The organism is Trueperaceae bacterium (assembly GCA_023954415.1).
Classification (GTDB): Bacteria; Deinococcota; Deinococci; order Deinococcales; family Trueperaceae; genus JAAYYF01.
Map to the genome: position 1 here is coordinate 212,197 of JAMLIB010000006.1, position 24,957 is coordinate 237,153.

28 protein-coding genes are annotated in these 24,957 nt (G+C 71.6%); 14 read left to right on the forward strand and 14 right to left on the reverse strand.

Annotated elements, in window-relative coordinates:
- Nucleotides 1–106: 106 nt before the first annotated feature.
- Nucleotides 107–769, reverse strand: coding sequence for a VOC family protein (locus M9914_09635; GenBank protein ID MCO5174436.1), 663 nt, complete (start codon nucleotides 767–769; stop codon nucleotides 107–109).
- Between the two features lie 15 nt (nucleotides 770–784).
- Entirely contained in the window at nucleotides 785–1,717 is a 933-nt protein-coding gene (locus M9914_09640) for an acetamidase/formamidase family protein (GenBank protein ID MCO5174437.1), read from the reverse strand.
- An 80-nt stretch (nucleotides 1,718–1,797) separates the two neighbouring features.
- Between M9914_09640 and M9914_09645 the strand changes: the two genes are divergently transcribed.
- The 5 genes from M9914_09645 to M9914_09665 all read left to right on the forward strand — a co-directional run bounded on the left by M9914_09645 (nucleotide 1,798) and on the right by M9914_09665 (nucleotide 4,613).
- A complete protein-coding gene (locus M9914_09645) occupies nucleotides 1,798–3,111 on the forward strand; it encodes a methyltransferase domain-containing protein (GenBank protein ID MCO5174438.1) in 1,314 nt (437 codons plus the stop codon).
- 87 nt (nucleotides 3,112–3,198) lie between these two features.
- Complete coding sequence (locus tag M9914_09650) at nucleotides 3,199–3,627, forward strand: hypothetical protein (protein MCO5174439.1); 429 nt, start codon at nucleotides 3,199–3,201, stop codon at nucleotides 3,625–3,627.
- 77 nt (nucleotides 3,628–3,704) lie between these two features.
- Entirely contained in the window at nucleotides 3,705–3,917 is a 213-nt protein-coding gene (locus tag M9914_09655; GenBank protein MCO5174440.1) for a DUF542 domain-containing protein, read from the forward strand.
- Nucleotides 3,914–4,228, forward strand: a complete 315-nt coding sequence (locus M9914_09660; GenBank protein ID MCO5174441.1) for a hypothetical protein — start codon at nucleotides 3,914–3,916, stop codon at nucleotides 4,226–4,228. Before M9914_09655 ends, M9914_09660 begins: the two co-directional genes overlap by 4 nt.
- A 1-nt stretch (nucleotide 4,229) precedes the next feature.
- Complete coding sequence (locus M9914_09665) at nucleotides 4,230–4,613, forward strand: hypothetical protein (GenBank protein ID MCO5174442.1); 384 nt, start codon at nucleotides 4,230–4,232, stop codon at nucleotides 4,611–4,613.
- A gap of 6 nt (nucleotides 4,614–4,619) precedes the next feature.
- Here M9914_09665 and M9914_09670 read toward each other — a convergent pair whose 3' ends face one another.
- Nucleotides 4,620–5,894 (reverse strand): MFS transporter, encoded by a 1,275-nt coding sequence (locus M9914_09670; GenBank protein ID MCO5174443.1) that lies wholly within the window; start codon nucleotides 5,892–5,894, stop codon nucleotides 4,620–4,622.
- A 301-nt stretch (nucleotides 5,895–6,195) separates the two neighbouring features.
- On the opposite strand from M9914_09670, the gene M9914_09675 reads away from it, so the two are divergent.
- A complete protein-coding gene (locus tag M9914_09675) occupies nucleotides 6,196–6,480 on the forward strand; it encodes an antibiotic biosynthesis monooxygenase (protein ID MCO5174444.1) in 285 nt (94 codons plus the stop codon).
- 43 nt (nucleotides 6,481–6,523) lie between these two features.
- Here M9914_09675 and M9914_09680 read toward each other — a convergent pair whose 3' ends face one another.
- Entirely contained in the window at nucleotides 6,524–7,282 is a 759-nt protein-coding gene (locus M9914_09680) for a 3-hydroxybutyrate dehydrogenase (GenBank protein ID MCO5174445.1), read from the reverse strand.
- Between the two features lie 27 nt (nucleotides 7,283–7,309).
- Here M9914_09680 and M9914_09685 point away from each other — a divergent pair, with 27 nt between their 5' ends.
- Genes M9914_09685 through M9914_09695 form a run of 3 tightly spaced genes read left to right on the forward strand, consistent with a single transcriptional unit; the run spans nucleotide 7,310 to nucleotide 9,307 of the window.
- Nucleotides 7,310–7,966: a DNA alkylation repair protein gene (locus tag M9914_09685; protein MCO5174446.1), complete on the forward strand. Its 657-nt coding sequence runs from the start codon at nucleotides 7,310–7,312 to the stop codon at nucleotides 7,964–7,966.
- Between the two features lie 13 nt (nucleotides 7,967–7,979).
- The gene (locus M9914_09690) at nucleotides 7,980–9,026 is read left to right on the forward strand and encodes a Gfo/Idh/MocA family oxidoreductase (GenBank protein MCO5174447.1); all 1,047 of its coding nucleotides are present in this window, start codon (nucleotides 7,980–7,982) and stop codon (nucleotides 9,024–9,026) included.
- Nucleotides 9,023–9,307, forward strand: a complete 285-nt coding sequence (locus M9914_09695) for a DUF1905 domain-containing protein (protein ID MCO5174448.1) — start codon at nucleotides 9,023–9,025, stop codon at nucleotides 9,305–9,307. The genes M9914_09690 and M9914_09695 overlap by 4 nt, the downstream gene beginning before the upstream one ends.
- Nucleotides 9,308–9,317: 10 nt before the next feature.
- Here M9914_09695 and M9914_09700 read toward each other — a convergent pair whose 3' ends face one another.
- The 7 genes from M9914_09700 to mgtE all read right to left on the reverse strand — a co-directional run bounded on the left by M9914_09700 (nucleotide 9,318) and on the right by mgtE (nucleotide 16,697).
- The gene (locus M9914_09700) at nucleotides 9,318–10,382 is read right to left on the reverse strand and encodes a [LysW]-lysine hydrolase (protein MCO5174449.1); all 1,065 of its coding nucleotides are present in this window, start codon (nucleotides 10,380–10,382) and stop codon (nucleotides 9,318–9,320) included.
- A 129-nt stretch (nucleotides 10,383–10,511) separates the two neighbouring features.
- Nucleotides 10,512–11,684 (reverse strand): acetylornithine/succinylornithine family transaminase, encoded by a 1,173-nt coding sequence (locus tag M9914_09705; protein ID MCO5174450.1) that lies wholly within the window; start codon nucleotides 11,682–11,684, stop codon nucleotides 10,512–10,514.
- A 74-nt stretch (nucleotides 11,685–11,758) separates the two neighbouring features.
- Nucleotides 11,759–12,571 (reverse strand): [LysW]-aminoadipate kinase, encoded by an 813-nt coding sequence (locus tag M9914_09710; protein ID MCO5174451.1) that lies wholly within the window; start codon nucleotides 12,569–12,571, stop codon nucleotides 11,759–11,761.
- Nucleotides 12,568–13,641, reverse strand: coding sequence for an N-acetyl-gamma-glutamyl-phosphate reductase (argC, locus tag M9914_09715; protein MCO5174452.1), 1,074 nt, complete (start codon nucleotides 13,639–13,641; stop codon nucleotides 12,568–12,570). The genes M9914_09710 and argC overlap by 4 nt, the downstream gene beginning before the upstream one ends.
- A 94-nt stretch (nucleotides 13,642–13,735) precedes the next feature.
- Nucleotides 13,736–14,674, reverse strand: coding sequence for a lysine biosynthesis protein LysX (gene lysX / locus M9914_09720; protein ID MCO5174453.1), 939 nt, complete (start codon nucleotides 14,672–14,674; stop codon nucleotides 13,736–13,738).
- Nucleotides 14,671–14,829, reverse strand: coding sequence for a hypothetical protein (locus M9914_09725; protein MCO5174454.1), 159 nt, complete (start codon nucleotides 14,827–14,829; stop codon nucleotides 14,671–14,673). The genes lysX and M9914_09725 overlap by 4 nt, the downstream gene beginning before the upstream one ends.
- 476 nt (nucleotides 14,830–15,305) lie before the next feature.
- Nucleotides 15,306–16,697, reverse strand: a complete 1,392-nt coding sequence (mgtE, locus tag M9914_09730) for a magnesium transporter (protein ID MCO5174455.1) — start codon at nucleotides 16,695–16,697, stop codon at nucleotides 15,306–15,308.
- A gap of 144 nt (nucleotides 16,698–16,841) precedes the next feature.
- Here mgtE and M9914_09735 point away from each other — a divergent pair, with 144 nt between their 5' ends.
- From M9914_09735 to asnS, 5 genes are all read left to right on the forward strand, one after another.
- Nucleotides 16,842–17,204: a hypothetical protein gene (locus tag M9914_09735; GenBank protein ID MCO5174456.1), complete on the forward strand. Its 363-nt coding sequence runs from the start codon at nucleotides 16,842–16,844 to the stop codon at nucleotides 17,202–17,204.
- Nucleotides 17,205–17,312: 108 nt separating this feature from the next.
- A complete protein-coding gene (gene hisS, locus M9914_09740; GenBank protein ID MCO5174457.1) occupies nucleotides 17,313–18,590 on the forward strand; it encodes a histidine--tRNA ligase in 1,278 nt (425 codons plus the stop codon).
- A gap of 12 nt (nucleotides 18,591–18,602) precedes the next feature.
- Complete coding sequence (aspS, locus tag M9914_09745; GenBank protein ID MCO5174458.1) at nucleotides 18,603–20,384, forward strand: aspartate--tRNA ligase; 1,782 nt, start codon at nucleotides 18,603–18,605, stop codon at nucleotides 20,382–20,384.
- Entirely contained in the window at nucleotides 20,381–21,205 is an 825-nt protein-coding gene (locus M9914_09750; GenBank protein MCO5174459.1) for a Cof-type HAD-IIB family hydrolase, read from the forward strand. Before aspS ends, M9914_09750 begins: the two co-directional genes overlap by 4 nt.
- Nucleotides 21,202–22,500 (forward strand): asparagine--tRNA ligase, encoded by a 1,299-nt coding sequence (gene asnS, locus M9914_09755; GenBank protein MCO5174460.1) that lies wholly within the window; start codon nucleotides 21,202–21,204, stop codon nucleotides 22,498–22,500. Before M9914_09750 ends, asnS begins: the two co-directional genes overlap by 4 nt.
- Nucleotides 22,501–22,503: 3 nt before the next feature.
- On the opposite strand, the gene M9914_09760 is transcribed toward asnS, so the two are convergent.
- Genes M9914_09760 through smpB form a run of 3 tightly spaced genes read right to left on the reverse strand, consistent with a single transcriptional unit; the run spans nucleotide 22,504 to nucleotide 24,957 of the window.
- Entirely contained in the window at nucleotides 22,504–23,130 is a 627-nt protein-coding gene (locus M9914_09760; GenBank protein MCO5174461.1) for a hypothetical protein, read from the reverse strand.
- Complete coding sequence (locus M9914_09765) at nucleotides 23,117–24,517, reverse strand: N-acetylmuramoyl-L-alanine amidase (GenBank protein MCO5174462.1); 1,401 nt, start codon at nucleotides 24,515–24,517, stop codon at nucleotides 23,117–23,119. The genes M9914_09760 and M9914_09765 overlap by 14 nt, the downstream gene beginning before the upstream one ends.
- Complete coding sequence (gene smpB / locus M9914_09770; protein ID MCO5174463.1) at nucleotides 24,514–24,957, reverse strand: SsrA-binding protein SmpB; 444 nt, start codon at nucleotides 24,955–24,957, stop codon at nucleotides 24,514–24,516. Before smpB ends, M9914_09765 begins: the two co-directional genes overlap by 4 nt.

Genomic DNA, 24,957 nt, shown 5'->3' on the forward strand with positions numbered 1-24,957 from the left:
GCCCAGCAACTGGGCGCGCAGCGCGAGAGCGCGAACAGCAGCGTGCTTCAGGAGAGGCATATGGCTCGGGTGCGTTCGGCACGGCGGCTCCTGCCGGGGCGCCCGGTCAGGCGAAGCGCATCTGCCCACCCTCACCCGCCAACGTGAACGCGCCGGTCGGCCCGGAGAGATCGGCCTGGATCCGCGGGTGCGGGGCGCTAGCGACGGTGACATCCGGCACGGGTCCACCGAGCGCATCGAGCAACGCCCTCAGCCCTTCGCCGTCCGGGTGCGCCACCGTGAGGCCCGTCAGGCCGAGCTCGCGGCCGAGGCTTCGCGACGGGTGGGGCGAGCCTTGCCAGTCGATGAAGAACGGCACCAGGCCACCGTAGGCGTGCCCCGTCACGGCGAGCACCGTCCACTTGAGCTGCACGCCGTCCGGCGTCAGCCTGCCGCTCTCCATGCGCTCGGAGCCCAGGCCCAGCGCGCGCACCCGGTCGACGAGTCCGGCCATGTCGTCGACGCGAACGCACCAGGTGTGCAGCGCCGGTCCCCGCAAGTACGCGATGGAGCGACGGTACGCGCCGTTCCCGCCCTCGTCGCCGCGAGGGTCACGGGCCATGAGCTCCAGGTAGCGGCCGGGGCCCAGCCCTACGAGGGCGTTGTGAGTCCCCTGGCCGACGTGCCTGCCCCCGCGCGTGGCCCGCACTCCTGAGCTCGCCGAGAGCTCGCTCTCCAGCTCCGCCAGGTCGTCTCCGGCGAACAGCAGGTGGTCTATCTCCAAAGACATGCGCCGACGTCCCCTTCAGCGCCCGCCCGGCAGCACGGCCTTGGGCACGAGGCAGACCACGGTGTAGGCCGGGTCGAACATGTTGCCGACCTTGTACTCCGCGGCCTGACCGATGATCACGGAGGCCGCTTCGAACGACAGGCCGTACCCGTTCATGAGCCAGCGCGTCATCTCCGTGGTGGCGTTCTGCGCCGCCTGGTCGAGCGGGCGGGCGTTGCCGAGGGTGAACAGGTCGTGCTCGTCCTCCCCGCGTGGCCACCTGACCTGATCTCGGCCGTCGTACTTTATGAGACCGACCTCGAAGGCCACGTCGAACGAGGTCTCGACGCCGGTGCCGGCCATCTCCCCCGCCCCTTGCACTGCGTGTCCGTCGCCTAGGAAGAAGAGGCCGCCGGGAGCGAACACGGGGAAGCGCATGGTCACGCCGGCACCGATGCCGCGGTAGTCCATGTTGCCGCCGTGCTCGGCGGACGTGGCGGTCGAGATCGCCTGATGACCCTGCGGCGCCACGCCGAGGCAGCCGAGCATGGGCGCCAACGGCAGGCTGTAGCCCTCGATCCCGGCCACGCCCCCGTCCAGGACGACGCGCCCGTGCTCGCGGTCGATGCGCCACGTCACCCGCGCCGCACCTTCCTCGTCTCGGAACTCGGCGACGAACTCGGGATCGAGCGTGTTTGGCGCGAGCCTCGTGCTAGCCCAACCGGTGCGGCGGTTAGGTTCGAGCTTAGAGACGCGCACGGTGATGGCGTCGCCGGGCTCGGCGCCGACAACCGCGAAGGGGCCGGTCATGGGGTTGCCCCTCGGGGTGATCTGCTCGTCGGTCGCGTCCCGGCCCGCGGCGTCGACGGTGGTCGTCTCGACCGTGTCGCCCGGCGCCACGCTCAGCGCGACGGAGTGCTCCGCGAAGGTGTTGTGGTAGACGGTCGGCTTGAAGACGTGGTGAGCCATAGGCGAATCATGCCACCAACCGACCGGTTATCGTTCCACGTGCGCTCCCCAGCTAGCGGGCCGCTCGTGAGGACGACCAGATGAAGACGCAGTACTACACGGCCACCAGCCTCGACGGTTTCATCGCCACGGAGGACGGCTCCCTCGACTGGCTGACGAGCCTCGGCAGCCCGGGCGAGACGAGCTATCCCGAGTTCATCGCCGGGGTGGGGGCCTTGGCGATGGGCTCGGCGACCTACGAGTGGCTCCTCGCTCACTCGGCGGAGATGATCGCCGAGCTGGGGTCCGCGTGGCCATACACGCAGCCCGCCTGGGTGTTCACGCGGCGCGTCCTACCAACGCTCGCAGGCGCGGACATCCGCTTCGTGCAAGGCGACGTGCGCCAAGCGCACGCCCAGTTGCGGGCGGCAGCGGGCTCCAAGAACGTCTGGGTAGTGGGTGGCGGCGACCTCGCCGGCCAGTTCCACGACGCCGGTCTGCTCGACGAGGTCATCGTCCAGGTCGCTCCCGTGACCCTGGCGCGAGGCAAGCCGCTCTTCCCGCGGCGCCTGGCAGGGCCGGCCATGCGCCTCACGGAGGTGAGGCGGCTCGGCGCCGGGCTGGTCGAGTTGCGGTACGACCTGCGCGGTGGGGCCGGCGCCACTCGGCCCGTCTGGGAACGCGCAGCGCAGGCCGAGCCCTTCGCCGGCAAGTCGTCCGTGGAGGACATCCGCCGGCGCTTCGACGCGGATGTCGAGCGCTTCTCCAACCTGGAGACGGGCCAGACCGCCACGGTCGACGCGGCGTTGGCGCTCGGGCTGGTGGCCGAGGCCGCCGCGCGCGTGACGCCCGGCGCCAGGCGCTTGCTGGACGTCGGTTGCGGCGCCGGTAACTTCACGTTGCGGACGCTGCAGGGGCTACCCGGCCTCGACGTCACCCTCATCGACCTGAGCGAGCCCATGCTCGCCAGGGCCAGGGAGCGTCTCAGCGCGAGCTCGGCGAGCGCGGTGCGGACCGTCCAGGGCGACGTCCGCAGCGTCGACCTGACGGCCGGGAGCTTCGACGTCATCATCGCTGCCGCCGTCCTCCACCACCTCCGCGACGACGCCGACTGGGAGGCCGTGATCGGCAAGCTCGCAGACAGCCTCGCTCCCGGCGGGGCCATCTGGGTGTTCGACATGGTGGAGGCCGACCTGCCCGCCGTGCAGGAGCTGACGTGGCGACGCTACGGCGAGTACCTCGCTAGCCTGCGCGGGGCGGAGTACCGCGACGACGTGTTCGCCTACATCGCCCGCGAGGACTCCCCGCGCTCGCTCACGTACCAGCTCGACCTGCTCCGCCGCTACGGGCTCGCCGTCGAGGTGTTGCACGTCAACACGGGCTTCGCGGCCTTCGGCGGGGTCAAGCGCGCCTAACCCCAACTCACCCACCGGGTAAGGTAGGCGGGAAGGCGGCCCGGAAGCTCCGGGCGCCATCTCGAGCACGGAAAGGACGGCCGCACCATGAACCGCTCGCGCACCCTCATCCTCACCGGCGTTCTGCTCGTCATGACGCTCGCCGCCTGCATCCCGGCCGTGCCGTTCCTGCGGAACGTCGATGGCCAGACGTGGTCGGCGCGCTTCCAGGTCGACGTGCAAGTGGCCGGCACCACCATCCGCCTACCGGTCGACCTCGCGCTGACCTTCAGCCAGCGCCTACAGGACGTGACCGCCAAGGCCACCTTGCAGTACGACACGGGCATCTTCCGCCTGCAGACGGGCGGCCTCGTCGACCTCACGGGCAGGATCGGCCTCGACGACCACCTCGAGCTCCGCAGCGGCTCCAACGTCCTGGCGTTCGACGGCAGTTTCGCCGGCGAGCGGCTGGTCGGCACCGTCTCGATTGCGGGCGTGGTTCCGGTCGGCAACGTCACGTTCACAAGGACGCGCTGACGCGACCCGCCAAGGCCGGGGCGCCGCCGAGACCCAGGTCATAGCCCCGACGTCGCGCTGCTGGCGAGACTTCGGTCATGAGCACACTCACCGCCAAGACCATCGGTCCGTCGACGACCGTGAACGACGTACTCGACGCCCTGCCCGAAGCCTCGGGCCTCCTCAACGACCTGGGGCTCGACACGTGTTGCGGGGGTGGCCTCAGCCTGCAGGAAGCGTGCGGCGACGCCGGCCTGGACTTGGCGTCTGTGCTCGGGCAGCTCGCGGACCTGGGCGCTCGGGCTGCGTGAGCTTGCCTGAAGCGTTCGACCTGCCGTCGCTCGCGCAGTACGGGCCGCAACGCGGGGCGCGCGTCGTGGCCGACTCGCCCGAGGCGCGCATCGTGCTGTTCTCGCTGCAGGACGGCCAGCAGGTGCGCGGTCGGGGCGAGCCCCGTGTCAGCCTCGTCGCCATCGAGGGGGAGGGCGAGTTGTGGGCTGGCGACGTGCACGTAACCGCCCGCGCCGGAACGCTGCTCGCCTGCCTCGCCGGCGAGGAGCACGGCGCCCGCGCCGGTTCGGGCCGGTTCCTCGTCCTCGGCGTCATCACCCCGCGGCCGTGAGGTGATAGCCGCCAGCAAGATCGCCCTGGCCGTGTCGCTCGTCTCGTTCGTGGTGGCCAACACGCTCGGTCTGGCGGTCGGCACAGGGCTGCTGCCTTACCACTGGCGGCCGGCGCACGCGCACCTGAACCTGCTCGGCTTCGTGACGTCGATGATCTACGGCGTCGCCTACCACGCGGTCCCGCGCTTCCGGGGTGTGCCGTTCCGGCGCCCACGCCTGGCGCTCGGCCAGGTCGTGGCGGCCACGGCGGGCATGCTCGGCATGGTCATCGGGTTCGGGTTCTTGCTCGGCACGGCTTGGTTCGTCGTCTTCGGCGGCCTGGCGTGGCTGGCGAGCCTCGCGTTCGCCGCCATGCTCGCCGAGGTGCTGTTCAGGAGGCGGTAGGCCTGGCTAGGTCTCCCTGACGGTCCTCGCGTCCGGCAGGAAGACCACGAGCAGCCCGACTACGGGCAGCCAACCGCAGAGCTGATACACGAACGCGATGCCGTGGGTGTCCGCCAGGCCCCCGAGGAACGCCGCCGCGACACCCGCCACGCCGAAGGAGAGGCCGTACAGCAGTCCGGCGACCATGCCGACACCGCGCGGCAGGAGCTCTTGGGCGTAGACGACGATGGCCGGGAACGCCGAGGCCATGATGATGCCGATGAGCGCCGTCAGGATGAGCGTCCAGGTCAGGTTCACCCACGGCAACAGGAGGGTGAAGGGCAGGGCGCCGAGGACGCTCCCCCACAAGACGAGCTTGCGCCCGAAGCGGTCGCCGAGCGGGCCGCCGATGATCGTCCCGATGACGACGGCGACCATGTAGACGAACAGGAGGAGCTGCGAGTCGCGGATCGAGACGCCGAACCGCTCGATAAGGAAGAACGTGTAGTAGCTGCTGAGGCTGGAGCCGTACACGGCCTTCGAGAACGTCAGCCCGATGAGGATCAGGACGGCCGCGACGATACGCTTCTGGCTCGCCACGGCCGTGGCTCTCCTGCCTTGGCCGTACAGGAACCCGACGTGGCTCGCGTACCACTTCCCGACCCTGAAGAGCACGACCATCGCCAGCACGGCGACGACCGAGAACCAGGCGATGCTGCCCTGGCCGAAAGGCAGGACGATGAAGGCGGCGAGGAGCGGGCCGAGCGCCGAGCCGAAGTTGCCACCGACCTGGAACAGCGACTGGGCCAGACCGGGACGGCCGCCGGCGGCCATCCTGGCGACCCTCGACGCCTCAGGGTGGAACACGGAGGAGCCGAGCCCGACGAGCGCCGCCGCGAGGACGAGGAGCGGGAAGCTGGTCGCCTTCGCCAGCAGCAACAAGCCGGCCAAGGTCGACGCCATGCCGACTGCCATCGAGTAGGGCAGCGGCCGCCTGTCGGCGACTATGCCCACCACCGGTTGGAGCAGCGAGGCCGTGAACTGGAACGTCAACGTCAGCAGGCCGACCTGCGCGAACGTGAGCGCGTGGTCGTCCTTCAACATGGGGTAGATGGCGGGCAACAACGCCTGCATCAAGTCGTTTAGGAAGTGCGAGAAGCTGATCGCGGCGATTACGGTGAACACCGTGCCCGTCGTGGCCGCGGCCGCGGCGCGCGCCCCGACGTCACCCTTGCGCGCGGCGTCAGCTGCGAGCGTGGCGCCGGCCTCCAGGCCGGCAGTTCCCAGGGCGGCGTCTTCCAATGTGGCGTCTTCCAGTGTGGCGTCGCTCGACAACTCGCTCAGCTCCGAACCGGGCGGCGCGCCTCGGCACGCCCACCTGACCTTCGAGAATGTACCTCTTCCCGCCGCGCCGCGGCCCTGAAACGCGAGCTTTGGGGTGAGCGGCGCGCCACACCGACCGCCTGGTGACCAACGCCTCCGGCAGGCTCTGCGTGAGCAGGCGGCACCGCCGCCGCGGGTGACCCCGGAGGGCGGGAACGCTCCTGGGCTCGCCGGCCCCACGCGCGAGCCCCGCACCGCCCAAACCAACTAGACTGCGGCCATGTTCGGCTTGATAGGCAAGATCAGGGCCCGCGCGGGCCTCGCGGAAGAGCTGGCCGAAGTCCTCACGAGCGGCACGGGAGCGATACCCGGATGCGTCGAGTACCTCGTCGCGCGCGACGTAGCCGACCCTGATGTCCTCTGGGTCACCGAGGTCTGGGAGGATAGGGAGAGCCACGCCGCTTCCCTGCGACTCCCCTCCGTGCAAGCCGCGATCGCGCGGGGGCGGCCGCTCATAGCCGGCTTCGAGCTGCACGTGGAGACGGCGCCGTACGCTCGGGCGTGATGGCCGTGAACGCCGTTCGCTGCTCGCCCACGAGCGCCGAGGCTCACCGCGCCGTCCACCCCAGGTCGATGCTCTGCACGCTCCCGGTGACGCCCCAGGCCGCCTCAGACGCGAGGTAGCCGACGAGCGCCGCCACGTCGGACGGCTCGAGCATGCGCTTTACGGCGGTGTTCTCGAGGAAGACCTTGGCCTCGACCTCCTCCGGCGCTATCCCGCGCGTGCGCGCCTGGTCGGCGATCTGGCCCGCGACGAGCGGTGTGCGCACGTACGCGGGGGCGACGACGTTGGCGGTGATGCCGTACTGGCCGCCTTCCAGGGCGGCCACGCGCGCCAGGCCGACCAGGCCGTGCTTGGCCGTGACGTACGCCCCCTTGAACGGGCTCGCTGCGAGGCTGTGCGCGCTGCCCATGTAGACGAGCCGGCCGTTGCCGGACCGCTTCAGGGCCTCCCAGGCGTACTTGGTGAGCAGGAACGGGCCCGTGAGCATGAGGGCGAGCATGTCGTCCCACGTGTCCTCCGGGAAGGCGCTCAACGCCTCGATGTGTTGGTAGCCGGCGTTGACCACGAGCACATCGAGCCCTCCGGCCAGCGCCACGGTCTCGGCGACGGCCGCCGCGCAGCCGGCGCGGGTGGCCAGGTCGGCGACGACCGCTCCGCAACCGAGGCGCCCAGCGAGCTCCTCCGCGGCCGCGGCGTTGCGGTCGGCGATGACGACGCTGAGACCGTCGGCCAGCAGCCGCTCGGCGCAGGCCGCCCCGATGCCGCTCGCCCCACCCGTGACGAGCGCTACGCGCGTAATCATGCGGCGAAGGATACTACTATGCTGACCGTGACCGGTACGCGAACCACGACCAGGACCCTAGGCCCGGCCGACAGGCAGGCGCTCGACTCGCCCGCTACCCTCATGGGCAAGCTGCGCGAGATCGGCAAACGCCTCGGCACCGACCATGAACTGGCGACCAGCCTATGGCGGGAGGCGAGCTCCAACTCCAAGCTGGTGGGCGTGCTGGTCATGGACCGCCAGCAGCTGACGCCCGACTACCTGGAGGGCCTGCTGGCCGACCTCGAGGCGCTGGACCGGGCCGAGCAGGGCAAGGTAGGCGAATGGCTGCTCGCCAACGCGCTCATGGGGGCCAAGAAGCTGCATCCGACCATGGACGCTTGGCTCGAGAGCCCGTCGCTGATGCGGCGACGGCTCTTCTGGTCGTTCAAGGCCCGGCTCATGCGCCAGCAGAAGAGCTCGACGGCCGAGGCCGAACGACTCTTGCAGCTCATCGAGCGGGACTTGGGCACCGCGGACCCAGACCTGCAATGGGTCATGAACTACTGCGCGGCCATGATCGGCATCTACGATCCAGAACGCAGGCAGCGCTGCCTCGACCTTGGCGAGCGCCTAGGGCTCTACCTCGACTACCCCGTCCCGAAGGGCTGCACCTCCCCTTACCTGCCCGAGTGGATCGGTTCGCAAGTGGCGAAGGCGTCCTGAGCGTGCCCGTCTCGTGACGGACGAGAGAGCGAACAGGGTGCGCTGGGGCTTCATCGGCGCGGGCGACGTCACGGAGGTCAAGTCCGGACCGGCCTTCCGGCGCGTGCCCGGTAGCTCGGTGTCCGTGATCATGCGCCGCGATGCCGGGAAGGCCCGCGACTACGCCGCGCGGCACGGCGTGCCGCGCTGGACCACTGACGCGCGCGCGGTCGTGGAGGCGGACGACGTCGACGCCGTCTACGTGGCGACGCCGCCGTCCAGTCACGCCGAGTACGTGATGCTGGCGGCCGCGGCCGGCAAGCCCGTTTACGTCGAGAAGCCCATGGCCCGGACGGCGGCGGAGGGCGAGGCGATGGTGGCGGCCTGCCGAGCGGCCGGCGTCCCGCTCTACGTCGCTTACTACCGCAGGGCGTTGCCGCGGTTCGAGCGCGTCCGGGACCTGATCCAGGGCGGCGGCCTCGGAACGCCGACGTTGGTGCGCCTGACTCTGACCAGGGCGGCCCCGGCCGGGGAGGCTCGGTCGGCCTGGCGTTGGGACCGCGACGTGGCGGGGGCAGGGCTGCTCCTCGACCTCGGCAGCCACGCCCTCGACCTGCTCGACCATTGGCTCGGCCCCATCTCGGATGCCCACGGGTTCCTGGCCACGCGCCAGCCGTGGGCAAGGGTGCCCGACCAGGTCGTCGGCGCCCTCCGCTTCGCGAGCGGGGTGCTCGGCGCAGCGGCGTGGGACTTCGCCGGCTCCGAGCAGCGCGACGAGCTGACCGTGACGCTGACGGGAGGCGAGATCCGCGTCCCCGTGTTCGACGAGGGGCCCGTGCGCGTAAGGCGTGGTGATGGCACCGAGGCGGAGCACGTCATCCCCCACCCGACGCACGTCCAGGAACCCCTCATCACGCGTGTGGTGGCCGACCTGCTCGGCCGCGGGACTGGCGGGGACGGCTGCCCGAGCACGGGCGAGAGCGCCCTCAGGACCCAGCGGGTCATGGACGCGCTGCTGGGTGAAGGACGGCTGCTGGGTGAAGACCCGCTAGACCCGTTGGTCGGCGAAGGCGCGCTGTGACGTTCGAGTTCATGGGCGAGGTCTGGTACTGGCGCGGACCGGCGCCCTTCCACTTCGTCACGGTTCCCGAGGAGCACTGCGCGACCATCAAGGCCATGGCGGCCTACGTCACGTACGGGTGGGGCATGATCCCGGCCACGGTGCGCGTCGGCCGGACGGAGTGGCGCACGGCCTTGTGGCCGAAGGAGGGGCGCTACGTCGTGCCGCTCAAGGCCAAGGTCAGGAGCGCGGAAGGCGTTCAGGAAGGCGACACCATCGCCGTGGCGCTGGAGGTCGGGTAGGCAGGGCCCCTCAGCCGACGCCCGCCAGCTCGACCAGTGCCCGCTCGAACACCCGTACGGCGCGCAGGTACTCCGCGAGGTCGAGGCGCTCCTCGGGCGTGTGATCGAGGTTGGAGTCGCCGGGGCCGTACGCGAGCATCGGGACGGGCCAGTGCGGCGCGACGACGTTCATGTCGGACGTGCCCGTCTTCAGCGACGGCACGGGGCTGCCGCCCTCGGCCCGCACGGCCACGCGGAACGCCCTCGCGAGCTCGGTCCGGCCGTCGGCGCGGTGGGCGTCGAGGCCTTCCGTGAACTCCAGCGCCACGGTCGGCAGAAGCTCCGCCACCGCGTCGCGCAGGCGCGCGCACGTCCAGCGGGGCGGCACCCGGAGGCTGGCGCGCGCCACGCACCACGCCTCGAGGCCGTCCTCCCCGGAGGCCAGGCTCAGTAACGTCAGCTGCAGGCGCTCGAACAGGCCGGCTACGCCCTCGTTGTCCCGCCCGACCCACTCCCGCAGCCGCGCGTAGGCGTCCGCGGTCAGCTCGGCCGCGCTCGCGTCCTCCCTGGCGGAGTGGGCGTTCGCGCGCCGCACCGTTAGCGTCACGCCCAACCTGCCCTTGTAGCCGAGCGTGTAACGTTCCCAGCCGCTGGGTTCGCCCACGATCAGGAGGTCGGGTAGCGGGTACGCCGCGACGGCATGCCGTGCGCCGCGGCTGCTCGGAGCCTCCTCCTCCACCGCGCCGATGAACGTGAAGGCGAGGCGGTCCCACACTGCCTCCGGCATGCGCGTGGCTGCGGCGAGGGCGGCGCACAGGCTGCCCTTGGCGTCGACGGAGCCCCGGCCGTGCAACACGCCGCCCTCGACGCGCACGGGTACCTCGCCCGCCACCGTGTCGAGGTGGCCCAGGAACGTGACGAGCTTCGGCCCGCGGCCCCAGGTGGCCACGGCGTTGCCGGCGGCGTCGACGAACGCGCTCGCGGCGCTGCCCGCCACCGCCCCGACGAGGTACTCGGCGAGCGGCCGCTCGCCGCCCGAGAGGCTGGCGGTGGCCACCGAGCGCCTGACCAGCTCGACGGCCTGCTCTTCGCTCATGGCGGAAGCGGGCCGCGCGCGCGACCCAGCGACGTCGGTTAGCGAGCTCACTCCCCGGGCTCCGACGAGACGACCTCGGCGCCCCGGCTCACGCTCCGAGCTCCGTCCCGGCGACCCCATCGCCCCGGCTCACGCCCGCAGCTCCGCCGCCACGAACTCCACCGCGCAGTCGACTTCCGCCGCGCCGATCACGAGCGGCGGCAGGAAGCGGACGACGGTCGCACCCGCCGCCACGGTCAGCAGCCCGCGCTCGCGCAGGCCCTTGACCACCGGCCCGACCCGCTCGCGCAACTCCATGCCGACCATGAGCCCGCGCCCGCGCACGTCCCTCACGCGGGGGCTGGCGACGGCGCGCAGGCCGGCGGTCAGCCTCTCCCCCATGGTCGCGGCGTTCGCGAGGAGGTCTTCCCTCTCCAGCGCGTCCAGGACGGCGAGACCCGCTGCGCAAGCGAGCGGGTTGCCCCCGAACGTCGTGCCGTGGCCCCCCCGCGGCATGGCGTTCGCCACCGCCTCGGTCATGAGCGTTGCCCCGATGGGCACGCCGCCCGCGAGGCCCTTGGCCAGGGTGACGACGTCCGGCGCGACGTTCAGCGCGTGGGCCGTGAGGAAGGCGCCCGTGCGCCCGGACCCGCACTGCACCTCGTCGAGCACGAGCAGCGCGCCGTGCTCGGCGGTGAGCTCGCGCGCCCTCTCCAGGTAGCCGGGCGGGGCGACGTGCACGCCGCCCTCGCCCTGGATGGGTTCGACGACGAAGGCGGCGGTCGTCGCGTCGAGCGCCGCCTCGAGGGCCGGCACATCGCCGAAGGCCACGAACTCCACCTCGTTCGGCAACGGCTCGAACGGTTGGCGGTAGGCGGACTCCCAGGTGAGGGAGAGCGCTCCGAGCGTGCGGCCGGCGAAGCCGCGCTTGGCGGCGACCACCTTCTTGCGTCCCGTGGCGGCGCGCGCCCACTTGACGGCGGCCTCGTTCGCCTCGCTGCCCGAGTTGCACAGGAACGCCCGCGTGAGCGGCGCGCCCGCCAGCGCGACGAGGCGCTCGAGGAACTCCGTGCGCACGTCGTTGCCCTGGCTCTGCGGGCATACGACGAGGCGGTCGGCCTGCCGCCTGATGGCGTCGGACAGGCCGGGGTGCGCGTGCCCGAGGCTCGCGACCCCGATGCCGGCCATGAAGTCGAGGTACTCGCGGCCGTCGGCGTCGTAGAGGTACGCGCCCGCGCCGCGCACGAACGCGACCTCGGGTCGGTAGAGCGTTGAGCCGACGCGCTCCTCGCGCCCCAGGAGCGCGGCGGTAACCGGCCCCACGTCCGTAGGTCCGCTACCGGGCTCCCCTAAGTGCCGGGCCATCCGTTGCTCGGCCGGTCGGCTCGCCTCCTCGCTCATGCCACCACCGTCCCGTACCCCCGCAGCGCCCGGCTCACGGGCTCGGCCACCCGCGCGTCGCCGAGGACGACCCTGCCGACGCCGCCAGTGACGGCCGCCACGGCGCCCATAACCTTCTTCTTCATCCTCCCCTGCGCCAACTCCATGGCTGCCTCGGGTGCGGCGGCGTCGACCCGAGGCACGAGAGTGGCCTCGTCCGGGAACGCGCTCAGCAGGCCCGGAACGTTGGAGAGGAGCACGAGGGCCTCGGCTCCGAGCGCGACGGCCACGGCGGCGGCGGCCCGGTCGCCGTCGACGTTCATCGCGACCCCCTCGTAGCTGACGGCGGGCGGGGTTAGCACGGGCAGGTAACCGTTGCCGAGGAGCAGCTCGAGGAGGGCGACGTTGACCTTCTCGACCGTGCCGGTATGGTCGCCGTGAAGCACGAGCACGCGCCCGTTCTCGACGGACCGTACCGTGCTCTTGAGGCGGCCCTCGAGGAGCCGGCCATCCAGCCCGGAGACCCCGACGGCGTTCACTCCGCAGGCCTGCAAGCGCTCGACGATCCCCTTGTTGACCTTGCCGCAGTAGACCATCTCGAAGACCTCGAGCGTCGCCCTGTCCGTGAAGCGGCTCTGGTGCCCGCCGGGACTGGTGACGAAGCGCGGGGGCACGCCGAGCTGCGCCGAGACGCGGTTGGTCTCCGCGCTGCCGCCGTGCACGAGGACGACGCGCCGCCCCTCGCGCCACATGCGGGCGAGGTCGTCACATACCGCGTCAAGGTCGATCCCGTCCGACCCGCCGACCTTGACCACCACGGGCGCGCTCATGGGTGGAGCCCCGTGAACCCGAGGCCGGCGGTCTCCGGGAAGCCGAGCGCGAGGTTGAGGGCCTGCATGGCGTGGCCGGCGGTGCCCTTCACGAGGTTGTCGAGGGCCGCCATGGCCACGACCCTCCCGGTGCCATCGTCGAGCGCGAAGCCGACGTCGCAGTAGTTCGACCCGTCCAGGATCCTCGGGTCGGGCACGCGGTGCACGCCGCGGCGCGCCCTCACGAGGCGCACGAACGGCTCCGCGTCGTAGCTGCGTCGGTAAGCGGCCAGCACGTCGGCCTCCCCGACCCCTTGGCGCAAGAAGGCGTGGGCGGCGACGAGCACGCCGCGCACGCGCTCGACGGCCGTCGCGCTCAGGTGGACGGTCGGACCGCCGGCCAGCTCCTGGGCGATCTCCGCCTGGTGCCTGTGGCCCGTCGGCGCGTAGGTCCGCACGGCGCCGGCGCGCTCGGGGTGATGGGACGCCAGCGACACCTCCTTGCCGGCCGCGCTGCTGCCGATCTTCGCGTCGGCGATGACGTCGCGCTCGACGTCCAGCAGCCCTTCTGCCACCAGTGGGTGGAGGGCGAGGATCGTGGCGGTCGCTATGCAGCCGGCTCCGGCGAGCCTGCCCGGAACCCCCGCACCGCCGGGCGCGGCGGCCATGCCAGTGAGCTCCTCGCGGTGCAGCTCCGGGTTGGCGTACACGAACGTGCCGAGGAGGTCGGGGCGCGGGTGCGGCCGCGCGTGGTGGGCGCCGTACGCCTCCTGCGTCGCGAGGCGGAAGTCCTCCGAGAGGTCCACGAGGACGCGCCGGGCCATGGGCAGGTAGGCGTCGACGCGCTCGGCCAGCCCGCCGTGCGGCAACGCCGCCACGAGCACGTCAGCGGGGTCGAGCGCGTCGGGGTGGCTGAAGCGCAGGTCCGTGACGCCGCGCAGGTTCGGGTGGACGATGTGCACGGGGTGACCGGCGTGCTCCCTGCTCGTGACCTGGCCGACCTCGAGCCCGGGGTGCCCGAGCGCCAGTCTGAGGAACTCACCACCCGCGTACCCCGACGCCCCGAGGACGCTGACGCGAACGGGGTTCACGCGCGCTGCCCCCGGCCGCGCAAAGCGCTCGCGCACGGCGCCGCACGGCGCCGCGAACGGCCTCCTCGCGAAGCTCCGGAAGGGGCTCCGTACGTCACGCCCGGAGCTCCAGCTGCCGGGCGGCGTACCCGGCGATCCGGCCGGGGATGTCGACGCCGGTGGTGGTGATGGAGTTGCGGAACTCCATGGTGTGGTTGACCTCCACCACGAGCAGGCCGCGGCTCGACTCGACGAGGTCGATGGCGAGGATCCCGCCGCCGACGGCGCGCGCCGCGCCCAGGCATAGTTCGGCGAGGTCGTCGGTCAGCGGGCAGTCGCTGGCCTTGCCGCCGCGCGCCGTGTTCGTTATCCAGTGCTCAGAGGTCCGGTAGATCGCGCAGATGACCTCGTCGCCCACCACGAACGCCCGGATGTCGCGGCCCGGCTTCTCAACGTACTCCTGCAGGTAGTGCACCTTGTGCTCGGGGCCGCCGAGCACTTCCTTGTACTCGAGGAGCGCCTCGGCCGCCGCCCGGTTCTCGGCGCGTGCCACCAGACGCCCCCAACTCCCGACGAGGGGCTTGATGACGACCGGGTAGCCGAGCCGCTCCGCCTCGGCCAGCGCGGCGTCCCTGTCGACGGCGATGCCCGTGCGCGGCGTCGGCACGCCGTGGCGCACCAGGGCGGCGCTGGTGGCGAGCTTGTCGCCGCAGGTGCGTATGACGTCCGGGCGGTTGATCACGGCGCTGCCGGCCGCCTCGTAGGCGTGCGCCAGGCTCAGCCCGCGCCACTGCGACACGCAGCGTTCCAGCACCACCGCCGGTTGCGGACCGGCGCCCAGCTCGAGCGCCAACGTCGAGGCGTAGACCGGGGTGAAGGGGATCCGCAGACGCTCGAAGGCGTCGAAGAGGAGCCGCTCCTCCTCCCGCAGGCGGTCGTAGACCAGGGCGACGCCGGTGGCGACGGGCGTTCCGTTCATCCGAACCGCTGCCCCTGAGGCCCCCTCGCCGACCGCCGTCTCCTCGACCACCGAGGCGGCAGCTGCCGCGCTCACTCGCCCCAGTCCTCGGCTTCCTCCGGCGCCAGCTCGAAACGCAGCGGGTCGAGTGCCACTACCTCGAGCTCGGCCCCTTCGTCGGTGACAAGCAGCTCGCCGAGCATGAGCCCGGTGGGGTCGACGTCCAAACGTCCGTAGGGTGTGTCCAACATCGGCATGCCATCCTCCTGGCCTTGGAACCTGTATTCCGCTCGCGCCGGCTTCGGGCCGAGCGCGCTACGCGCCGCGCGGCTACTCTCGGCTTCCGCGGACACGGTCCGCCCGACCGGGCGCGCTCGCGCCTCAGTGACTCCGAGCTTCCGAGGCTCGGGGTAACGGAACCGTGCTTTCGTTTCGAAAGAGCGGCGCCCCGAAGCGAGCGCCCCGACCCGCAGGCCGAGGCGTAGCTTAGTGCCCGGCTATCGAGTGTGTCAAGTCGCGTGTTTTACGATGGTGATGGGCCCGAACGTCGAATCGAACGCCGTCGGCGCGCGGGGGCCGAGGTTGCAAGGCGGGGCCCGCCCACTACCAGGCGACGCTAGCCGAAAGGCGGCTTGCGCTTTCGATCCGAAAGCAACCAGGGTCAAGCTCACGCCGGCGCCGCCAGGGAGGCCAGTGCGACCAGAGCGGCCATGGACGGCTGGCGAGGCTAGAGCAGAGTCCCTGTCAACACGAGCTTGGCGAGTCCGAAGAAGATGAGGATGCCAACGACGTCGACGATGGTCGCGACGAACGGGGTCGACGAGGCAGCGGGGTCGGCCCCGAAGCGCTTGAGGACTATCGGGAGGAGCGAGCCGGTCAACGAGCCCCACAGGACGACGCCGATGAGCGCGATGAAGACGGTGACGCCGATGAGGAACCAGTCGTCGCCGTAAGCGCGTAGGACCAAGCCCCAGATGGCCACGCGCGCGAAGCCCAGCCCGCCGAGGAGCCCGCCGAGCGCGAGCCCGGCCAGCACCTCGCGCTTGGCGATGGCCCACCAGTCCTTCACCCCGATCTCCCCGAGGGCCATGGCGCGCGTCACGAGCGCCGCCGCCTGCGAGCCGGAGTTGCCGCCCGACGAGATGATGAGGGGGAGGAACAGGGCCAGCACGACGGCGCTGGCGATCTCGGCCTCGAAGAAGCCCATGGCCGTCGCGGTCAGGGTCTGCCCCAGGAAGAGCAGGACGAGCCAGAAGGCGCGCTTGCGGATCACCCTGGCGAGCGAGATGCTCAAGTAGGGCTCCTCGAGAGCCTCCACGCCACCCAGCATCTGGATGTCCTCTGTGGCCTCTTCCTCGGCCACGTCGAGGACGTCGTCGACGGTGACGATGCCGACGATGACGCCGGCGGAGTCGACGACGGGCAGCGCCGAGCGATCGTGCTTGCGGAAGACCGCGACGGCCGTCTCCTGGTCGTCCGTCGCGCGCAACGCGACGAACTGGCCGTCGACCATCGTCTCGATGCGCGTGTCCGGGTCGACGAGCAGCAGCTCGCGCATCCGCAGGTCGTCTATCAGGACGCCGCCCGGACCGGTCACGTACACGACGTTGAGCGTCTCGGAGTCGCGCCCGTAGACGCGGACGTGGCGCAGGGCCTCGGCCACGGTCCAGTGGCGCTTGACGGCCACGTAGTCGGGCGACATGAGGCGGCCGATCGACTCCTCGGGGTAGTTGAGGAGGCGAGTCGCGACGTCACGCTCGGACGGGCTCAACAGGTTCATCAGGCGCCGCGTGACCTCGCCGGGCAGCTCCTCGAGCAGCGCGGTGCGGTCGTCGGCTGACATCTCGTTGAGGATGCGGGCGACCTCGCGGTCGCCTAGGCTCTGGATCAGCCGCTCCTGCGAGGCCAGGCCGAGGTACTCGAACGTGTCCAGCGCCCTGTCCCTCGTCAGGAGGCGGAACACGACGGCCTCGGTCTCGTTCGGCAGGGCCTCGAACACCTCGGCCAGGTCGGGCGGCGCGAACGTCACGAGCCGCTGGTGCAGCTCCTCGAACCGCCTGTCGGCCACGAGGCGCGTGAGCTCCTCGACTAGTTCGGCGCGCGCGTCGAGCTCAGCCACGGCCCCTCCCTACCACCGACCGGCGGGCTGGGCGGGCGAAGACGGGGTGGAGGCGGGTCACGCAGGCCATCCTATCCGTATGAAACAATCCATTGACGCCCAAGTGGGTCGGCATTACCCTCGTTACCAGTAGGAGGACATCAAGTGAAGCGTCTCGCTCTCATAGCCCTAGGCCTCATAGCGGCCGTCATGACCAGTTGCACCCCCAGGCCCTCCGTGGTGACGAACGTGCCCGTCACCCTCATCTCGGCGTCCACGCCCGCCACCAAGGGCGGCAACATCGTCCTCCAGGGGCGCTACTTCGGCGACGGGCGCACGGGCGGCGACGCCGCCAACCACGTCATCCTCGGCGCCAACGCCGAAGGCAGCGGCGGTCAGTCCGCCCAGGTCGTCGAGTGGACCCCGACCCGCATCGTGCTCGTGGCGCCGGAGACCGCCGGCAACGGCTGGGTCTTCGTGGTGGCCGGCGGCATCAGGAGCAACGGGCTGCCGCTCAACCTCCCCTGATCCCTTAAGTAAGGTCCGGTTCCCTCCTCGCCGGAGTCCGGGGCGGGCGGCGCATGGCCGCCCGCCCCCGTTCTTGCGTGTCGGGGCGCAGGTGTACACTCTGCCAGGATGAGACTCCAGGCAGTCAAAGGCACCCAAGACATCCTCCCGCGCGACCAGGCGGCCTGGCTGAGCGTGAGCGCCACGGCCAAGGAAGTGCTCGAGGCCGCCGGCGCCGGCGCGCTCACCACCCCGATCTTCGAGCACACCGAGGTGTTCGAGAAGTCGGTCGGCGACTCGGCCGACCTCGTCGTCCAGAAGGAGATGTACACCTTCGAGGACCGCGGCGGCCGCAGCCTCACCCTCAGGCCGGAGTTCACCGCCGGCGTCATGCGCGCGTTCATCGAGCACGGCATGCACACCCTCCCCCGACCCGTGAAGCTCTGGAGCCAAGGCCCGCTCTTCCGCGCCGAGAACGTGCAGCGTGGGCGCCAGCGGCAGTTCCACCAGGTCAACTTCGAGTCCATCGGCCTTGACGGCCCGCTCGCCGACGCGGAGGCCATCGAGCTCCTCTACCGCACGCTGCGGCGCTGCGGGCTCACGCGGCACCGGATCAAGCTCGGCTCCGTGGGCGACCCGGAGGACCGGCAGGCTTACAACGCGTACCTGCGCGCCGCGCTGTCCGACAGGGCCCATGAGCTCAGCCCCGTGAGCCAGGAGCGCCTGCGCCTCAACCCCATGCGGGTGCTCGACAGCAAGGACGCCAACGACCAGCGGCTCATCGCCGACCTGCAACGCCCCCTCGACCGGCTCGGCGCGGAAGCGCGCGCCCACCTCGCGAAGGTCGAGGAGTACTTGACCTCGTGGGGCGTGCCGTTCGACCTCGAGCCGGCGATCGTGCGCGGCCTCGACTACTACAGGCGCACGGCCTTCGAGGCCCACTACGAGGGCATCGGCGCGCAGTCCGCCCTCGGCGGCGGCGGCCGCTACGACGGTCTCATCGAGATGCTCGGCGGGCCCGCACTCCCCGGGACGGGCTGGGCGTTCGGCGTCGAGCGCGTCCTGGACGCACTGGCGCAGGAGCCCGACCGCGAGGCGGCCGCGGCGCCGCGCCCCGACCTATTCGTCGTGCCGCTCGACGACGCCGCGGTCGACGAGGCCGCGGCGCTGGCCATGTCGCTGCGCCGGGCGGGCAGGTGGGTCGAGTTCGCGTACCAGCGGCGCAACCCCGGCAAGGGCCTACGCGACGCCGACAGGAGCAGGGCCCGCTTCGCCGCCGTTCGCGGCGCCGAAGAGCGCCACCGACGCGCCTGGCAACTCAAGGACCTCGCCAGCGGCGCACAGCTCGAGGTAGCTGAAGCGGACCTGGCGGCGGCGCTCGAGGAGCGCCTCTCGCAGGGCGCCTGAAAGGCAACCGACATGAAGAGAACCCATACTTGCGGAGACCTGCGAGCTTCCGACGCCGGCGCCACCGTGACGCTGCAGGGGTGGGTGAACCGGCGCCGCGACCTCGGCGGCCTGGTGTTCCTCGACCTCCGCGACCGCTACGGCCTGACGCAGGTCGTGGTGGAGCCCGACGACGCCGAGGCCTTCGCCGCGGCGGACGGCGTGCGCAACGAGTACGTCGTAGAGGTGAGCGGCGTGGTGCGCGAGCGCCCGGAATCGCAGCGGAACGACCGGCTCGCCACGGGAGCGGTCGAGGTCGTTGCCACGTCGCTCAGCGTGGTGGCGCCCGCGCGCACGCCGCCCTTCGTCATCGACGCGGCGGCTGGCGCAGGCGACGTCAACGAGGAGCTCAGGCTCAAGTACCGCTACCTCGACCTACGCCGGCCCGGCGCCCTCGCGCCGCTGCTCCTCAGGCACCGCGTCACCCAGGCGATCTGGGAGTACCTGAGCGCCAGGGGGTTCGTGCAGGTCGAGACGCCGCTCCTCACGCTCTCGACCCCGGAGGGCGCCCGCGACTACGTCGTACCCGCCAGGCAGAGGGCCGGAGCCTTCTACGCGCTGCCGCAGTCGCCGCAGCTCTTCAAGCAGCTCCTCATGATCGCGGGCGTCGACCGCTACTTCCAGATCGCCAGGTGCTTCCGCGACGAGGACCTGCGCGCCGACCGCCAGCCCGACTTCACGCAGCTCGACATGGAGCTGTCGTTCGTCGAGGAGGAGGACATCCTGAGCCTCAACGAGGGGCTCATGGCGCACGTCGTCAACGCCGCCACGGGCAAGACCGTGCCCGTGCCCTTCCCGCGCCTCGCGTACCGCGACGCCATGGACCGTTACGGCTCCGACAAGCCCGATGTGCGCTTCGGCTTCGAGCTCCTCGACGTGACGGCGGCGCTCCGCGAGAGCACGTTCCGCGGTTTCGCGGCCGCCGCCGAGCCGGGCGGCGCGGCCAAGGCGCTCCTCGTGCCCGCCGCGCAGGCCGAGCCCCTGAGCCGCAAGGCGCTCGCGGAGCTCGAGGAGACGGCGAAGCGCCACGGCGCCAAGGGGCTGGCGTGGCTCAAGCGCACGGCGGACGGTTTCAGCGGCCCAGTGGCCAAGTTCCTCTCACCGGAGGAGACGACGGCGCTCCAGGGCATCGCGAGCGCGGAGGGCGACGCTCTCATGCTCGTGGCCGACGCCTGGAAGCGCGCGTGCACGGCGCTCGGCGCGGTGCGCCTGCGCCTCCCAGAGGTCCTGGGCGTCCCGGTGCCGCAGGACGAGCTCGCGTTCCTCTGGGTCGTCGACTTCCCCCTCCTGGAGCAGGACGAGGAGACCGGCGCCTGGACCTACATGCACCACCCGTTCACGCGGCCGCGCGAGGCGGACGTGGCGCGCATGGAGTCCGACCCGGGTAGCGTCCTCGCGCACGCGTACGACCTCGTCCTCAACGGCTCCGAGGTCGGCGGCGGCAGCCTGCGCATCCACAGGCTCGACGTGCAGGAGCGCATGTTCAAGGCGCTCGGCTTCACGCGGGAGGAGGCGGAGCGGCGCTTCGGCTTCTTCCTGGAGGCGTTGGCGCACGGCGCGCCGCCGCACGGCGGCATCGCCTGGGGGCTCGACCGCCTCGTCATGCTCCTGGCGGGGGCTGCGAGCATCCGCGACACGATCGCCTTCCCGAAGAACCAGCGCGGCGCCGACCCGCTCACGGGCGCGCCGTCGACCATCGACGAGCGCCAGCTCCGCGAGCTCGGCCTCGCCGTCGTGGGAGTGGCGGAGGCGTGATACCGCTCGTCGTGCTGGACCTGGACGGCACCATCGTCGGTGCCTCCGGGCTGGTGCAGGAGTGCGTGTGGGAAGCGGCCGCCAAGGCCAGGGAGGCGGGCGTGAAGCTCGCGGTCTGCACGGGCAGGCCCGGGTTCGGCGTCGCGCAGCGCATCGCTCAGCGCATCGGGCCCGACAACCCGCACGTGTTCCAGAACGGCGCGTACGTCGGCTACCCCGACGGCAGGACGGTCAAGGCCGTGGCGCTCAAGGACGACGCCCTCAGCCGGATCATCGAGATCTCGCGTCAGCGCGGGGTCGTGCTCGAGCTGTACACGCCCAGCTCGCTCTACGTCGAGCGCGCTACGGACCTCTCCGAGGCGCACGCCAGCCTTATCGGGGTGACCGCCATCGCGCGCGACCTCGAGGACGTCGCCGCGACGGAGCCGATCGTGCGCGCCCAGTGGGTCCTGCCGGTCGACGACTACACGGGTTTCGCCGAGGTCGCCCCGGCGGGCGTCCAGCTCTCCCCGGCCACCTCGCCTGGGCTGCCGGGCATCGCCTTCGTCTCCATCACGAGGACGGGCGTCTCGAAGGCGAGCGCCGTCAAGCAGCTGGCCGAGCAGATGCGCCTGGAGATGAGTGACGTCATGGCCGTCGGCGACAGCCATAACGACCTGCCCATGCTCGAGGTCGTCGGTCATCCGCGCGTCATGGCCAACGCCGTTCCGGAGCTGCTCGAGCTCTACGCTTCCGTCGGCGACGTCGAGGCGTGCGGCGTCGTCCCCGCGCTGGAGGAGGCGATGGGCGCGAACGGCGGGTTGTTACACTCTCTCGCATGAGGATCGTCAGCATCGAAGAGTTGCCGCGTCACGTCGGCGAACGGGTGCAAGTCAACGGTTGGCTCACCGGCCTGCGCTCGAGCGGCAAGATCGCCTTCCTACAGCTCCGGGACGGCAGCGGCTACGTCCAGGGCGTGCTCGTCAAGAGCGAGGTCGACGAGGCCACCTTCGAGCTCGCCCGCTCCCTGCCGCAGGAGTCCGCCGTCGCCGTCACGGGCGAGGTCAGGGCCGACACGCGGTCCCAGAACGGCGTGGAGCTGGGGCTCGACTCCGTTGCCCTGATCGGGCGCAGCGGCGACTACCCGATCACCCCGAAGGAGCACGGGGTCGACTTCCTCTTCGAGCACCGCCACCTGTACCTGCGTCACAAGGCGCCGTGGGCCATGCTGCGCGTGCGCGACGAGATCGAGCGGGGCATCCACGACTTCTTCTCCGACCGGGGCTTCCTGCGCTTCGACGCGCCGTTCTTCATGCCCACCGCCGTCGAGGGCACGACCAACCTCTTCGAGATCGCGCTCTTCGACGAGGGCAGCGCCTACCTGTCGCAGTCCGGCCAGCTCTACGCCGAGGCCGGCGCCATGGCGCTCGGCAAGGTGTACACGTTCGGACCTACCTTCCGGGCCGAGAAGAGCAAGACGCGCAGGCACCTGCTCGAGTTCTGGATGGTGGAGCCCGAGGTCGCCTACCTGGAGCACGAAGGCAACATGCAGCTTCAGGAGGACATGGTCGCCTACCTCGTCGGCCGGGTCCTCGACAAGCGCCGCGCCGAGCTCGAGCTGCTCGGCCGCGACGTCGCGAAGCTGGAACCGAGCGCCAACGGCGACTTCCCGCGGATCACCTACGACGAGGCGCTCGCCTACCTGGCGACGAAGGGCGAGGTCTTGCAGTTCGGCGACGACTTCGGCGCCCCGCACGAGACCATGCTCGGCGAGCGCTACGACAGGCCGGTGTTCGTAGAGAAGTGGCCGACGGCCGCCAAGGCGTTCTACATGCAGCCGGTGGCGGGCGACCCGACGCGCGTGCTGGCCGCCGACCTGATCGGCCCGGAGGGGTACGGCGAGCTCATCGGGGGGTCGCAGCGCATCCACGACCTCGACCTGCTGCTTAGGCGCATCCGGGAGCACGACCTGCCGGAGGAGGCCTTCGGCTGGTACCTAGACCTCCGGCGTTTCGGAAGCGTGCCCCACTCCGGCTTCGGCATGGGCCTCGAGCGCTTCCTGGCCTGGGTCACGGGAGCGCACCACCTCCGTGAGGTCATCCCGTTCCCCCGCATGCTCACTCGCATCTACCCTTAGGACCTACAGGGCGGCGGGCACCGCCACGTGCTCGAGCAGCGTCCCGGTCGGCTCCCCGCCACGCAGGAAGCGCACGTCCACCGCTCCGTTCGCCTCCGCCGTGGCCGTGAGCGAGCGGAGCAGCGCCAGCTCCTGAGCGACGCTCACCGCGACGCCGGCGGGTACGTCCATGTCGATGATCGCGACGACGCGCCGGTCGAGGGTCTCGACGAACACGCGGGGCGCCGGCAGGTCGGTGGGCCACACCCCCTCTTGCACGAGCTCGTCGCGGAGGCCGGCCATGACGGCGGCCAACCGCTGCGAGGCGCCCAGCGACAGCGCGAGCCTGACGCTCCGGCTCCGCTCCAGGCCGTCCTCGTCGACCATGACGACGCGCACGTCCTGCATGGTCAGTTCCTGCCCGGCATCGGAACGCTCGATGACGCCCTGGGTCGCGCCCTGCCCCGGTCGCTGCGGCCGGATGAGCGCGACGGCGCCCAACGCGAGGATGCCGGCGACGAGGACCTGCGGCGTCGCGATGGCGGCGGCCAGGCGTAGCCAGGCCGGGCGCGCGGCGGCGGCGCTTCCGGTCGCGTGCTCGATCGGCAGCGCGGGGCCTGCGCTCGGGCGTAGCGGCTCAGCGCGCCGCACCGATGCCACCTTCGCGGGCGAGCTGTTCGACGGCGTCCGCGAACCGCTCCGGCAGGCCGTCGGACGCGAGGTCGGCGGCCGAGAACTCGAGCAGCACCCCGCGGCCGGCGGCGCCGCCGAGGACCTGGAGGGGCGCGCTCGCCACCACCTCCGCCCTGTACCCCCCGACCGCGAAGAGCCGGCCGGCGAGGGCCTCCGAGACGCGCCTGCCGACGTCGAGGTCCGGCACGAGGCCGAGCAGCAGCTCGCGCCGCAGCGTGTCCGTAGCGCCCTCGCGCAACGCCGCGGTGGCGTTCTCCCGTACGGCCATGTCGAGGCTGGTCGCGTTGGCGGCGGCGCCCAGATAGTAGGCGCGGAACTCGCCGAGCTCGACGGGCGCGACGTGGATGGAGATGAACAGGTCGGCGCCGATCCCGAGCCTCTCGCGCTCGGCCTGGTCGACGAGCGCGTCGAGGTCGCGCGTGAGGGCCACGCGCATGCCGCGGGCCGTCAGCCCCGCGGACAGGCGCTCCGCGAACGCAAGGGTCAACGCGGCCTCGCTGCCGAAGCCTGGGGTGACGATCCCCTGGTCGGAGCCGCCGTGACCGGGGTCCAGGACCACGTACACCTTGTCGGACTCCGTCTCCCCGACGGCGACGCCAAGGGCGACGTTCAGCCTGAAGCCGCGGCCGTCCGGCACGGCGTATACCCGGTAGTCCGTACCTGGCCGCAGCTGGATCCTCACCTCGGTGGCGCCGGACGTCGCCGTCGCCGTGGTGGTCGTGAAGGCCTCGCCCTCCAGCGTGGGCAGGCGCGTCTCGACGTCCGTGCGTTCCAAGTACACGTGGAGCGTGGAGAGCGGCTCGTTGAAGAACGTCGAGTAGCGCACGAGCGCGCTGAGGCTCAGCTCGACACGCTCGCCGCCGCGCGCCTGCGCGCGCATGGCCGTGAGCCGCGCCCGGGGCTGGACGACCATCACGGTGTCCTCGTCGGCCAGGTAGGTGACGCTGGCTCCGAGGGCCTCGGCCACGGCCTTGACGGGCAGGAACACCTCGCCGCCGGTCATGACGGCCGGGCCACCCGCGACGGCGCGGCCGTCGAGCCACACGGACTCCGTGACGGCACCTGCGGCGGGCGGCTCCCCCACCAGGGCAAGCTGCATGACGCGCCCACCGACCTGAAGCGAGACGATGCCCCGGCCGAGGTCGCTGGTCAGCTCGGCGCCGAGCGCGCGGGCCAGGGCGGCGCCAGGCGCGTAGCTCGTGCCCTTCACCAGCTCGGTGGTGTTAGCGGCGATGTCGCGGCCGTTGACGAGCAGGCGCGGCTCGGCGAACGCGAGCGTGACGACCCAGAGCAGGAGGCAGGCGCCGAGGAGGCGCCCGATGCGGGCGGAGCGCGCGGAGCTCACTTGCGCCCCGACCTGGCGAGCTGCCTGTCTATCTCGCGCTTGGCGTCCTTCCGCGCCGCGTCGTCGCGCTTGTCGTGCAACTTCTTGCCCCGCGCCAGGGCCACCTCGAGCTTCGCCCAGCCCCCCTTGAAGTAGAGCTTGAGTGGAACGAGCGTCAGGCCGCGCCGCTCGAGGCCCTTGGAGATCTCGGCGATCTCCTTGGCGTTGAGCAGCAGGCGCCTGCGCCTGGTGGGTTCGTGGTTGTTGTAGCTGGCTTCCTGGTAGATCGGGATCGTCATGTTCTCGACGAACACCTCGCTGCCGACCACGCGGGCGTAGGCTTCCGCGATCGACCCGCCCCCCTGGCGCAAGGACTTCACCTCGCTGCCCGTCAGCTCGAGGCCGGCCTCGAAGGTCTCGAGGAGTTCGTAGTCGTGGGAAGCGCGCCTGTTGCGAAGCAT

What these genes read in the sequence shown, in the direction of transcription:
- M9914_09635 (MCO5174436.1), bottom strand. Translation starts at nt 769, where the DNA reads ATGTCTTTGGAGATAGACCACCTGCTGTTCGCCGGAGACGACCTGGCG.
- M9914_09640 (MCO5174437.1), bottom strand. Translation starts at nt 1,717, where the DNA reads ATGGCTCACCACGTCTTCAAGCCGACCGTCTACCACAACACCTTCGCG.
- M9914_09645 (MCO5174438.1), top strand. Translation starts at nt 1,798, where the DNA reads ATGAAGACGCAGTACTACACGGCCACCAGCCTCGACGGTTTCATCGCC.
- M9914_09650 (MCO5174439.1), top strand. Translation starts at nt 3,199, where the DNA reads ATGAACCGCTCGCGCACCCTCATCCTCACCGGCGTTCTGCTCGTCATG.
- M9914_09655 (MCO5174440.1), top strand. Translation starts at nt 3,705, where the DNA reads ATGAGCACACTCACCGCCAAGACCATCGGTCCGTCGACGACCGTGAAC.
- M9914_09675 (MCO5174444.1), top strand. Translation starts at nt 6,196, where the DNA reads ATGTTCGGCTTGATAGGCAAGATCAGGGCCCGCGCGGGCCTCGCGGAA.
- M9914_09680 (MCO5174445.1), bottom strand. Translation starts at nt 7,282, where the DNA reads ATGATTACGCGCGTAGCGCTCGTCACGGGTGGGGCGAGCGGCATCGGG.
- M9914_09700 (MCO5174449.1), bottom strand. Translation starts at nt 10,382, where the DNA reads ATGAGCGAAGAGCAGGCCGTCGAGCTGGTCAGGCGCTCGGTGGCCACC.
- M9914_09710 (MCO5174451.1), bottom strand. Translation starts at nt 12,571, where the DNA reads ATGAGCGCGCCCGTGGTGGTCAAGGTCGGCGGGTCGGACGGGATCGAC.
- M9914_09725 (MCO5174454.1), bottom strand. Translation starts at nt 14,829, where the DNA reads ATGTTGGACACACCCTACGGACGTTTGGACGTCGACCCCACCGGGCTC.
- hisS (MCO5174457.1), top strand. Translation starts at nt 17,313, where the DNA reads ATGAGACTCCAGGCAGTCAAAGGCACCCAAGACATCCTCCCGCGCGAC.
- aspS (MCO5174458.1), top strand. Translation starts at nt 18,603, where the DNA reads ATGAAGAGAACCCATACTTGCGGAGACCTGCGAGCTTCCGACGCCGGC.
- asnS (MCO5174460.1), top strand. Translation starts at nt 21,202, where the DNA reads ATGAGGATCGTCAGCATCGAAGAGTTGCCGCGTCACGTCGGCGAACGG.
- smpB (MCO5174463.1), bottom strand. Translation starts at nt 24,957, where the DNA reads ATGCTTCGCAACAGGCGCGCTTCCCACGACTACGAACTCCTCGAGACC.